10 protein-coding genes are annotated in these 11,375 nt (G+C 36.7%); 3 read left to right on the top strand and 7 right to left on the bottom strand.

The annotated features are described in order from the left end of the window. A partial coding sequence (locus AC3AX0_RS02280) for a GntR family transcriptional regulator (protein WP_487548684.1) occupies positions 1 to 544 on the bottom strand: 544 nt, incomplete at its 3' end. 134 nt (positions 545 to 678) lie between these two features. On the opposite strand from AC3AX0_RS02280, the gene AC3AX0_RS02275 reads away from it, so the two are divergent. The 3 genes from AC3AX0_RS02275 to AC3AX0_RS02265 are packed head-to-tail and all read left to right on the top strand — an operon-like array spanning position 679 to position 7,832. Beyond that, positions 679 to 5,541: a cytidyltransferase gene (locus AC3AX0_RS02275; protein WP_487548683.1), complete on the top strand. Its 4,863-nt coding sequence runs from the start codon at positions 679 to 681 to the stop codon at positions 5,539 to 5,541. A 7-nt stretch (positions 5,542 to 5,548) separates the two neighbouring features. Further along, on the top strand, positions 5,549 to 6,796 hold the full coding sequence (locus AC3AX0_RS02270; RefSeq protein WP_487548682.1) for a lactate/malate family dehydrogenase: 1,248 nt from the start codon (positions 5,549 to 5,551) through the stop codon (positions 6,794 to 6,796). Next, the gene (locus tag AC3AX0_RS02265; protein ID WP_487548681.1) at positions 6,789 to 7,832 is read left to right on the top strand and encodes a flavodoxin family protein; all 1,044 of its coding nucleotides are present in this window, start codon (positions 6,789 to 6,791) and stop codon (positions 7,830 to 7,832) included. The genes AC3AX0_RS02270 and AC3AX0_RS02265 overlap by 8 nt, the downstream gene beginning before the upstream one ends. 12 nt (positions 7,833 to 7,844) lie before the next feature. Here the strand turns inward: AC3AX0_RS02265 and AC3AX0_RS02260 are convergent, their stop codons facing one another. The 6 genes from AC3AX0_RS02260 to AC3AX0_RS02235 all read right to left on the bottom strand — a co-directional run bounded on the left by AC3AX0_RS02260 (position 7,845) and on the right by AC3AX0_RS02235 (position 11,328). Further along, positions 7,845 to 8,363: a cob(I)yrinic acid a,c-diamide adenosyltransferase gene (locus tag AC3AX0_RS02260; RefSeq protein ID WP_487548680.1), complete on the bottom strand. Its 519-nt coding sequence runs from the start codon at positions 8,361 to 8,363 to the stop codon at positions 7,845 to 7,847. 1 nt (position 8,364) lies between these two features. After that, positions 8,365 to 9,108: an adenosylcobinamide-GDP ribazoletransferase gene (gene cobS, locus AC3AX0_RS02255; protein WP_487548679.1), complete on the bottom strand. Its 744-nt coding sequence runs from the start codon at positions 9,106 to 9,108 to the stop codon at positions 8,365 to 8,367. A gap of 50 nt (positions 9,109 to 9,158) precedes the next feature. Continuing rightward, positions 9,159 to 9,890: an AIR synthase related protein gene (locus AC3AX0_RS02250; RefSeq protein ID WP_487548678.1), complete on the bottom strand. Its 732-nt coding sequence runs from the start codon at positions 9,888 to 9,890 to the stop codon at positions 9,159 to 9,161. A 24-nt stretch (positions 9,891 to 9,914) separates the two neighbouring features. Further along, on the bottom strand, positions 9,915 to 10,490 hold the full coding sequence (gene cobU, locus AC3AX0_RS02245) for a bifunctional adenosylcobinamide kinase/adenosylcobinamide-phosphate guanylyltransferase (RefSeq protein WP_487548677.1): 576 nt from the start codon (positions 10,488 to 10,490) through the stop codon (positions 9,915 to 9,917). Positions 10,491 to 10,669: 179 nt separating this feature from the next. Then, on the bottom strand, positions 10,670 to 10,891 hold the full coding sequence (locus AC3AX0_RS02240; RefSeq protein ID WP_487548676.1) for a helix-turn-helix transcriptional regulator: 222 nt from the start codon (positions 10,889 to 10,891) through the stop codon (positions 10,670 to 10,672). Further along, positions 10,891 to 11,328 carry a DUF2178 domain-containing protein gene (locus AC3AX0_RS02235; RefSeq protein WP_487548675.1) on the bottom strand — a complete coding sequence of 146 codons (438 nt, stop codon included), beginning with the start codon at positions 11,326 to 11,328 and terminating at the stop codon, positions 10,891 to 10,893. The genes AC3AX0_RS02240 and AC3AX0_RS02235 overlap by 1 nt, the downstream gene beginning before the upstream one ends. Positions 11,329 to 11,375: the final 47 nt, after the last annotated feature.

Below are 11,375 nucleotides of genomic sequence, written 5' to 3'. Positions count from 1 at the left end.
GTTCTATATATACCTTTGCCTTCTTCTGCTTTAGAAAACACTTGCTCTTCACAAGATCATGAATATGCCTCGTTCCCTCTTCCTGAAGTTTCAAAGAAGGATAATACTTAAGAGGTAGATATACATACTCCATTGCATTAACTCTTTCACCCTCAAGCTTGTATCTAATAATTTCATAGAGTTCATCAGTCTCAGAAAGGTCCATCTTCTCTGAAAACTCACTGCCAACCTTGATAACTTTTACAGATTTGGTTTCGTGGACATCTTCATCCATTGAGCTATTGTTTTCAAAGCCGTAGGCATTGTGATTCTTTACATCCTCTATCTTCTTTTCAGATACAAAAGTTCCTTTTCCTTGAATCCTGAAGACGTATCCATCATTGACAAGGTCCCTGATTGCAGTTGTTGCCGTTATCCTGCTTACATTGAACATATCCCCAAGGCTTTTCTCAGAAGGAATTTTATCTCCGTGCTTGAAATTTCCATGTTTTATATTCTCAATTATATATTCTTTTATCTTCACATATTGCGGAATGTAAGCCATTTTTTCCTCCCTGTTGATTATGTAAATATTATACACTTTGAAGTTGATATGTCAAGTGTTCACTCCATTAATAATACTTTACGTAGATAGCTATAAGTGTTAAAATTAAAGGGATATATAAAACGGAGGAATTTATGAGTAGACTTACTTTAAACGAATTACACAGAGAAATATTAAGCAATTTAACCGATACTAATTTTTTAAATAATATAGAACTGACTGAAGAGAAAATACATTCTTTAGTACTCAACAAACATTTCGTTAACAAATTATCTACTCTTGTGAATAAAAATGAATTTACCTGTAGTAATGTTCTTAACCTTTGTATTGACATACTTAACAATCTAGCCAATGAGCAGAAAGAAGACTGGCTTGTCTATACATACCAATATGTTCTAAACAAGTCATATCCCCATGCAGTTACAATTGACATGGTAAAGAAATATGAAAAATCAGTAATGATATTTCTTGAAATATTGAAGTCGATTTTCGACTCCCAGAAAAAAAATCAGGAATTCAACAAATACCTTGATTTTGAATTCCTTTCCCAGGAAGAAATTGACAATTTAAGAGATCCCAAAGATTACTTGAAATTTAGAAGAGTCTTCAATGAAAACTATATATACATACTAATGAGACTTGGTCATGAAGTGACCGGATACAATACAATTTCCCATATTGCAGGTGTTCACCACGTCGCAATACATGTAGCAAGACAGCTCAATGAGGCTGGTGTCCCAATATATTTAGGAAGGGTATCAGGAGCCGCTGCCGGACACGACATTGGAAAATATGGCTGTGTCGGAGAAGACCAGAAACGAGTTGCATACTATCACTACTACTATACGGAAGTATGGTTCAAGAAATTCAAGATTCCACAAATCGGCCATGTTGCTCTCAATCACTCAACCTGGGATCTTGAGCTTGAAAATCTTCCACTGGAATCACTTGTTCTAATATATGCCGATTTCAGAGTAAAAAATAAAACAACACAGAATGGACACGAAATGAATATCTACTCCCTTTCCGATTCATTCCAGGTAATTCTTGACAAGCTGGACAATGTGGATGAAACAAAAGAGAGACGATACAGAAGGGTATACGAAAAACTCAAGGATTTCGAGGATTTCATGATAAGCAAGGGTGTCGATACATCCCTTGTTAACAGAGAACTCAAATATGTGGAAAAAAAGGACAATGCCCTTCTTTTTGAAGATGAAATAACTCAAAACTTCAAATACATGGCTATAAGCCACAATATAGACCTCATGTACAAGCTAAGTTCTAACGAATCACTAAACCTTCTTCTTGAATCAGCAAGAAGTGAGAAGAGTTGGAAGAACATAAGGTCATATCTTAACGTATTCAACGAGTATACAACCTACCTTACACACAAGCAAAAACTTTTGACACTCAACTTCATGTATGAGCTTCTTATGCACCGTGAAGGAGACATCAGAAGACAAGCCTCAGAAATTCTTGGAGAAACAATAGCAAATTTTGACGACAAATACAGAAAAGAAGTTCCCGCGGACAAACAGCTGGACAAACCTGAAATTGACAGTCTCGTTTTATGGGACAAATATCTTGACATGGTCATAAACCCTGATCATAAAATAATTGCTCAACATAAAATCTGGATAGGATATTCATTGAAAACAATTATGAGTTCCTTCTTCAATACCTGCAACAAAGATAGCTTCCACGACTATGTGGACATTTATCTGAATCATCTGTCTATAAACCCGGATGACAGGGAAAAAATGTTTATAATGCTTGATTCACTATGGAGACTGCCCTACCAGGAACTGAAAGAAGAACAGGTAGATAAGGCTGTTGATTTTCTTGTGAAGTTTTATGACAAGGACTTGGATATAGCAACGACAACACTTGATACACTTGAAAGAATCACACATCTTCTTGGCAAGGATGCATGCAGGTACGATAAAATTGTGGATCATATAAAAAAACTTAATCACCACGATGAACACTGCAAGACTTTCCTTAAATTTAAAATTGCACAAAACCTGGAACTCGACAAAATAACTATTGAATTCTATGAAGCAAAACTTTATGAAATGTCAAGAGATTTGTCAGACTTATTCCTAATGAACCTAAAATCAGCAGTTCCATGGGTTGTAAAAGCAACAAATATTAAGTATATAGAGGAATTTATCAAATATATTTCACCTATATCCAAGCTTCATACGGCAACTCACCTTTGCAACCTTGTAAAGGTAAGCGCTGTTGAATTTGTAAGAAACAAGGCGGGTCGAACACTAATTAAGCTTGCACCCCTCCTGTCAATAGACCAAAGAAATGATGTTTACATAGAGCTTTTTCGTGGACTGGAAATCGAAGGCTATGAATTTTCAAAATATATCCCTAAATATCTTGGTGAATTTATGCTTTATCTCCATCCTACGGAATTTGACGAGTCTATCGACGATTTCGAGAACCATGTTAAAAAGAAAAGTTCACGTACAATTCCACTGATATTGAACACCATGGGTGTAATCATAGAGCACTACCATAATTATCCAAACAGGTTTGAAGAAGACAAGGAAGTATATGAAAAGAGACTTGTGAGAATACTAGGACTCTTCCTGTCTGGTCTTTCAAACTACGATGAGAATATAAAACAAGAATCATTCCTTTTTATTGGAAAGAATATCTTTGATTCAGATCATCTTTCCCTTGAAATGAAATGCCAGATATACAAAAAGATATGCAAGAAACTCATTACACTTCTGTCCGAAAAAAACCTTGAAGATGTTTTCTTCATCAATAACTCGGCATCACTAAATCACATTTACAGGTTCATAAGTGATTACAGCTTCTTCTTAGGGGAAATTGTACTTAAAGAGAAAAAAAAGATTGCTATATTCCCGGGTACCTTTGACCCCTTCTCAATAGGACACAAGCAGATAGTGAAGGAAATAAAGGCCAATGGGTTTGAAGTCTATCTAGCCATAGATGAATTCTCCTGGTCAAAGAAAACTCAGCCAAGGCTTTTGAGAAGACAGATAGTAAACTTGTCCATAGCTGATGAGCTGGATGTTTATCTGTTCCCGGCGGAAATACCTATCAACATTGCTAACAATAAAGACATAGCATCCCTTAAGGAACTCTTCGTCAACAAGGCGATGTATATTGTTGTGGGAAGTGATGTAATAGTCAATGCAAGTGCATACCACAAGAGGGTGTCCAAATCTTCAATACACTCACTAAACCATATAATATTCAGAAGGGCAAACTCTTTTTCAACTGAAAAGGAAGCAACTAAATCTGATGATGCTGCAAAGAGAATCAAGGGAGATGTTCTGGAACTTGAGCTTCCAGTTCACATGGAGGACATCAGCTCATCACTAATCAGAGAACTTATAGATGAAAATAGAGATATATCAAACCTTATTGACCCTTTGGCACAGAAATTCATCTATGACTATAACTTGTATCTTAGAGAGCCTCAATACAAAACCCTTATAGAAACTACATCACTTGATATCGATATAGTTGAAAATATGAGCGACCAGATAATAAACGAAATAGGCCATCATATATTTATCCATACTGACCTTTATGAAAATGTTGGTGAAGATATAAACAATAAAGATATTAAGTTTCTTATTATAAGAGAGTCAAACGAGGCAGGCAAGATAATAGGTTTTTCAGCCTTCCACTTTATCAAACTTACAGAACTTTACAGAGAGTTTAAGAATACCAAAGTTACGGAACATATAAGGGAAGCGGCTTCAGGTAAGATAATGATAATCGACGGAATATACACAAACAAGGAATACAGCAACGAGGATATAGAACAGATTATCATTACAGAAACTCTGTCACACGGATTGGAAGAAGATCTAACTTATGCTGTTTACCACAATATCCTTACAAACATAGACTCCAATAAAATATCAGAAATCCTTGAACTTCAAGGATTTATAAAGCTGCCTGTTGAAAACTTCGGACTACCCGTATACGGCGTAGACATGAGAAAGACTGCATCATTGATGCTCAATCTGAAGAGTTTTCTGAAGGAACCATTCAGCAAAAACAATAAAGTGAAGAGAGTCGTACAAGAATCAAGGAAAAGACTTCAAAAATCATTAACTAACCTGTATCCAGGTTCCTTGGTTCTATCCTTTGACAACGAAATGCTTCACCACAAACTCATTAAAAAAATATGTGAATCTAACAAGGTATCCAATGTACCGTATGAAAAAAGACGTATGGGAGAATCCATGTGTGTACCATTTGGAACAATACTTCAGGGCAAAGTAGTACCAAACACAGTTACAAAATCACTACATACTGAAAAAATGTTCAATTCAGACCTTGAGAATTTCACCATAGGAGAATACCCCAACTATCCAACTTTGCCTCATCAAATAAAGACAATAAAGTCTTTTGACAGGCCTGTAATACTTGTAGACGACCTTCTTCACAAGGGCTACAGAATAAAGGCAGTAAGTCCCCTCTTCAGAAAGGAAAACATTCCTGTTGAGAAGATCATTGTTGGAATACTATCTGGAAGAGGCAAGGAACTGATGGATGTCAGAGGCCGCGATGTAGACTCGGCATACTTTATACCGAATCTTAGAATATGGTTCAATGAAAACCTTATGTGTCCATTTCTGGGTGGAGATACACTCCTTAAGCCTAACAATGAACAAGGCAATCTGATTCAATCAATAAACCTGATACTACCATATGTTGCTCCGCATTTCATAAGAGAAACGAATAAAGAGAAAATCTATGATCTGTCCATGACCTGTCTTGAAAATGCTAGGGACATAATGCAGACAATTGAAAAAGAATACCAAAAGATATATGAAAGAACACTAACCCTTGGTAGACTGGGAGAAGTAACAATTTCTCCCAGATTCCCATATAAGGGTAGCAATATGCATTACGACTACAATAAAAAACCATCCCTCTATATCGAAAATGATATAGAAGAACTTAAAAGACTCAAAAAAATAATCAAGTAGGTGCATTATGAAAATCTTTTACTATTCAATTAACAATAAGAAACTTTTTTCACTTTCAAAATATAAGGATCTCAAAGCTGCTGAAGGAACTGGTTTCTTCAGCGGCGATGACACAATATATTTCCTTGGAAATATGCCAATAAATAAATCAAGAGGAAGTTTCTGCCTTTCAGATTCTTCTCTTCTTTTTGCTGAAAAAGAGAACTTGGATTTGCTCAAATCCCCCGAAGCAAAGATAGGAATTCCTGAAAAGCTGTCTCTGAAGATTTCAAACAAACAGGTAGTCTATATCAACAAAAGCTATCCAAAATGGAAGGATATGTTGGATTATTCTACTCCCGAAAAATGGAAGGTTAACCTTCTTGCCCTTGGAGATGTTGGAAGCACACTTCTCATTGGTCTTAAACTCCTCGGAGGCAATACGATATCAAAAATCGGTATACACGACAGGATTCCTGAAAACCAAAAAAGATGGGAAATAGAAATGAACCAGGTTTCACTTCCGTTTAACAACAACCTTCCGGAAATTGAAATAGTAGAGTACGACGACCTTTTCGACTGTGACATGTTTGTCTTCTGTGCATCAAAGGGTGTGCCTCCAGTAGGTACTGCCGTAAAGGATGTAAGAATGATACAGTTCGAAGAGAATGCAAAGATAATCAAGGAATATGCCAAGCTTGCCAGGAAAAACAACTTCAAAGGAAGATTTTCAGTTGTTTCTGACCCTGTGGACCAGCTTTGCTACACAGTGTTCAAGGAAAGCAACAAGGACGATGAGGGCAATTGGGACAACAAGGGACTTTTCCCAGAGCAGATTAAAGGCTACGGCCTTGGAGTGATGAACGCCAGAGCAATATACTATTCAAAACAAGATGATAACCTTAAAAATTACGAAAAAAAAGGAAGAGCCTTCGGTCCCCATGGAAATGACCTTGTAATTGCAGACAATATTTATGACTACAACAATGAAAATTCACTTAAGCTTACAGAACAAACAGTAAATGCAAATCTTGCAGTAAGAGAACTTGGCTACAAGCCTTACATAGCACCTTCCCTTTCATCAGGAGCTATTTCACTGTTGGCAACTATGACTGGCCAGTGGCACTACAGCTCTAACTTCATTGGCGGTGCCTTCATGGGGAGCAAAAACAGAAATCTGGTTACAGGACTTGAACTTGAAAGAATCAGAATGCCTGCAGTCCTTGAAAAAAGACTCTCAAAGACATACAACAAACTTAGAGACTTCAATGAATGATCTATATCTCATATGTCCCGGCGAAGTGTCAGACCTTCAAAAAGAAATCCATGAATCTTCCCTGGATGGAATAAAATATGAAACAATATACTCTGTAGAAAAACTAGAAAGCATACAAAATGGGAAAATAATATTCTCCGTTTACATAAACAAAAGCGGAATAAATATTGAACTAATGGAAATGCTTAAAAAAATCTCCGAAAACAAGGATTTCTTCAAGAGTTCATCTGCTGTAGTATTAATACACGGAGATTCTGAGCTTTTCACAAAATCAATAGGAAGACGGATAATATTCTACCTTAATCAGTCTGGCGCATCATTCATAGGAAGGCCAATAGTTGAAGTTACCGGCTCCATGAAAAACCTTGTTCATATTGCAATGGCCGAAAATTCGAGTCTGAAAGATGCATGCTTTAAATCTTCAAAAGACCTCGTCGATAGGCTTATGATGGACAAAAATCCAACGCACAAAAAACCTGAACTTCTGGTTCTCCACTCAAGTAATTGGAGAACTTCAAACACACTTATGCTTTGGAATGAGGTCAAAAGCAATCTGAAGGGAATAAACATAAACGAAATACATATAGAAAACGGATCAGTAAGAGACTGCATAGGATGTTCTTTTAAGACCTGCAATCACTACGGCAAACAGGAAAGATGCTATTACGGAGGAATAATGGTGGAAGACGTCTACCCGGCAGTACTGTCCTGCGACGCACTTCTGATGTTATGTCCAAACTACAACGACTCCATATCGGCAAACCTTTCAGCTGTCATAAACAGGCTGACGGCATTGTTCAGAAAGACACAATTTTACGACAAGTATCTTTTTTCCATTATCGTTTCAGGACATTCAGGAAGTGACATACTTGCCGAACAGCTAATAAGCGCATTAAATATAAACAAAACCTTCAGGCTACAGTCAAGATTTTCAATGCTGGAAACAGCAAACGATCCTGGTGATATTCTTGAACTTGAAAGCATAAAAACAAGAGCAAAAGACTTTGCAGACAAAATAAATGAGACTCTTTTATGAGTCTCATTTTTGTTAACGTTCTATACCATCTCTCGCCAAAAGGCCCTCTGTATTGTAGTAATGCTTTATTTCTTTCATCTCCGTAATAAGGTCTGCAATATCATATAGCTCTTTGGGAGCATATCTGCCCGTCATTACTACTTCTACCTTTTCATCCCTGTTCTTAACGGCTTCAACTACATCCTTGACGTCAAAAAGCTTGAAGTACAGCGCTATTGTTATTTCATCAAGAATTACCATGTCATAATCACCGGATTTTAGAATGTCGCTGCATTTCTTAAGTCCATCCATTGCAGCAGACTTGTCCTCTTCTTCAGGAGCTTCAAATATAAAGCATCCCCTGCCAAGCTGTTCCACGACAATGTTGTCCACAATATCCTTGATTTTTGTCTCATTATATTCCATATCCTTGATAAACTGTCCAATATAAACTTTTTTCCCAAACATGGCAGCCCTCAATGCTAGACCAAAAGCAGCGGTAGATTTCCCCTTTCCGTCACCTGTATATAAATGTACATATCCCTTTTCCATATCAATATATGAAAGAAGACAAAATGAGGAAAATAATTTGTGAAACCTCACCTATAAATCCCATGGTGTCTCCTGTCATTCCTCCTAGTACTTTTTTTAGATACTGAGTAATCAGTGCAACAAGTACAAAAGTTATACCTGCTGGTATCATAAGCTTGTATCCTACAAATACTGAAACTAATGCAGCAAATAATATCCCTATATATCTTTCCCTCTCATTGCAGTTTTCTACAAACATGGTTCCAAGACCCATTTCTTCCTTGGCATAACCTGAAATGGAAGCCGATGCCATAACAGAGCTCTTTCCAACTACGCCCATCATTAATATAGCTCCCGATGTGTTTTCCGCAAAAAGAATCACATAACTTATCATGAGAAGTGAAATGGATACAGCGCCAAAGGAGCCAACCCTGCTGTCCTTCATGATTTCAAACATTCTCTCCCTGTCCCTTCCGCTGAATATTCCATCGAAGGTATCTGCAAGACCGTCTATATGAAGACCTCCTGTGATCCATATATAGAATATGAGCATAATAAGTCCGCTAACATAGGGACTTGCAAAGAACAATGCATACTTAAGTGAAAACAGTCCCAAACTTATAATCAGTCCAACAACAGGAAGGAACATGATTCCTATGCAATAGTCGTCCTCATCAAATTCATGTCCATATTTCATGGGAATCCTTGTAAAAAAAGCAATCATCATGGACAGACTTCTCATTACCTGTTTCATATTTTTTTTCATAAAAATATCCTTTTTTTATTTTAATCCATATTTATAATATATAACCGTAATTATTTTATTTCACCTATAATCTCATAAGGTATGGATAATCCTTCTTTTAATTCATCCACCTTATCCTTTGAAAGAGTAACTACTGCACATGTCGCCGGACCTGCTGACTTATTCAAGTCTATTTTCAAATTATCATATATTAATACTTCAGCTTCATCATCAATGTTAAGCTGGCCTATTTCAAATCCAAGCCCCTTTGAACCAGCCGGTATCACTTCATTTATACAGTTTAACTCCAGAAGATTCCACAACTCCTTTGAATTGAGAATCTCTCCTCTGTCGTCAATTACTTCCTGACCTACCTTAGGCTTTCCAATTACTGCTACAAGATCTCTCGCATTACTGGATGGAAGGAAAAATTCATCCCTGTTTTTATATCCTATGACAGAAAGTCCGATGCCAGTCTGAACAGTTTTAAAATTTTCCTCCGTACTACCCGTCAGGATGAAATCCATATCCAGAAAGTAGTCCTTCATATATTCATTTATTCCTTCTATAACCATTTTACCAGTATCATCCATCTCAGCGCAAACATTGTTTATTATTACCGAAGGCTTAATCCTTAGAGATGCAAGCTCGCAACAAATAACATTCATTGTAATATATGCCATCTTGTCTGGAGACAGCTGCACAACATCATATTCCTTCAAACCAATACCAGCGCAAGAATCACAGGCCACAACCATATATGCTTCACCTAGAAATACTACTGATAAATCTCGAATTGTCATTAATTCCATAATCCACCAACCATATCAACAATCGATTTCAAGCTTCTTGATATCAACACCTATTCCCGAAACAGCAAGTACTACCTTGTCCGCCTGAGATGCTATATGCTGGTTGATCCTGCCGGCTATGTCCCTATACATCCTACTACTCCTATCTATGGGTACTATCCCCATACCAAGCTCGTTGGTCACTATAACTATGTTCTTGTTATTTTCCCTTGATATTAGTAAAAGATTTTCAACATCTTTCAGTATTTCAATTTCCAGTTCATCGTATTTTTCAAGTTCTGTGTCATTGCCCATTCTGTCGTCGAAAAATCTGTTGGAAAGCATTACGGTTATACAATCAAGGAGGATGTATTCACAGTTCTTGAATTCTTCATTGTCAACAAGTTTGTGAAAATCCTTGTATGTTTCAACAAGCTTCCATCTCTCGTCTCGTCGCTCCTGGTGCTTTTTAACTCTGTCTTCCATTTCTTCGTCAAAAGCTATGGATGTTGCAATGTAAAGTATATCTTCATTCTTATTCAGTAGTATCTTTTCAGCTATGGTGCTCTTACCGCTTCTTGCACCACCTGTTACAAGTATTATTTCACTCATCATATGCTCCTAAAAAAAGCACACATTGCAAAAAAATGTGCACAGTCATTAAATCAATTATATTTCAGTTCAATCTATGTGTCAAGATATGGCTAAAAATAAAAAACTATTATTTTATCGCAGGTCATAAATCTCAAATCGACAACACTTCAAGAGATTTTGGATATTTGAATTTTATATCAGTCCTTTTCCTCAAGCTCAAAAAGCTTCTCAACGCTGACACTAAGCTCCTTCGCTATCCTCATGGCAAGAACTAGTGATGGATTATACTTGTTCTTTTCAAGGGCAACTATTGTCTGCCTTGTACATCCAGTTGCATCAGCTAGCTCCTTCTGGGTTATATCCAAAATTCCCCTTCTGATTCTTCTAATATTGTTTTTAAGTAAATATTCCTTCTTCATCAGCTTCCCAGCCTTTTGTACACAATTATTGTGCATACGGAGCTGGCAATATTTGCCACAATTACAAGACTGTACGCTATGAACCACAACCATCCCACATGAACCATTCCAGCGGATTCGTTTTTTATATATATGCTTATGGTTACAAGGAATACATAAAGCATGGTCACAATATAGCTGGCTCCCATTGCCTTTCCAGTCACCTCTATATCCCTCTCATCCTTAATGATTTCATTGCCTTTCTTTCTAAATATTATTCCAAGAATTGCATCTCCACCGAATCCCGTCAACAATAGTATTGCAAGGATTACTTTTTCAGTTCGATTGTCTGACCAATTAATAATGGTATTTTCTCTTGAAAAAACAAGAATGAATCCTAAAGCTACAATTGACCAGATTATCAAATGTATAATCGATTGCTTCAACTGCTTGGACATAAGATCACCTCTTTTATATAATTAGTTAATCAGGTATTTATTTTTTA

The sequence above is a fragment of the Dethiosulfatibacter sp. genome, from assembly GCF_983023055.1.
Note: the sequence above shows the minus strand (reverse complement) of the source record. Positions and strands in the feature narration are given on the sequence as shown.

Coding starts and splice junctions, on each gene's coding strand:
- AC3AX0_RS02275 (WP_487548683.1), top strand. CDS start 679: ATGAGTAGACTTACTTTAAACGAATTACACAGAGAAATATTAAGCAAT.
- AC3AX0_RS02270 (WP_487548682.1), top strand. CDS start 5,549: ATGAAAATCTTTTACTATTCAATTAACAATAAGAAACTTTTTTCACTT.
- AC3AX0_RS02265 (WP_487548681.1), top strand. CDS start 6,789: ATGAATGATCTATATCTCATATGTCCCGGCGAAGTGTCAGACCTTCAA.
- AC3AX0_RS02260 (WP_487548680.1), bottom strand. CDS start 8,363: ATGGAAAAGGGATATGTACATTTATATACAGGTGACGGAAAGGGGAAA.
- cobS (WP_487548679.1), bottom strand. CDS start 9,108: ATGAAAAAAAATATGAAACAGGTAATGAGAAGTCTGTCCATGATGATT.
- AC3AX0_RS02250 (WP_487548678.1), bottom strand. CDS start 9,890: ATGACAATTCGAGATTTATCAGTAGTATTTCTAGGTGAAGCATATATG.
- cobU (WP_487548677.1), bottom strand. CDS start 10,490: ATGAGTGAAATAATACTTGTAACAGGTGGTGCAAGAAGCGGTAAGAGC.
- AC3AX0_RS02240 (WP_487548676.1), bottom strand. CDS start 10,891: ATGAAGAAGGAATATTTACTTAAAAACAATATTAGAAGAATCAGAAGG.
- AC3AX0_RS02235 (WP_487548675.1), bottom strand. CDS start 11,328: ATGTCCAAGCAGTTGAAGCAATCGATTATACATTTGATAATCTGGTCA.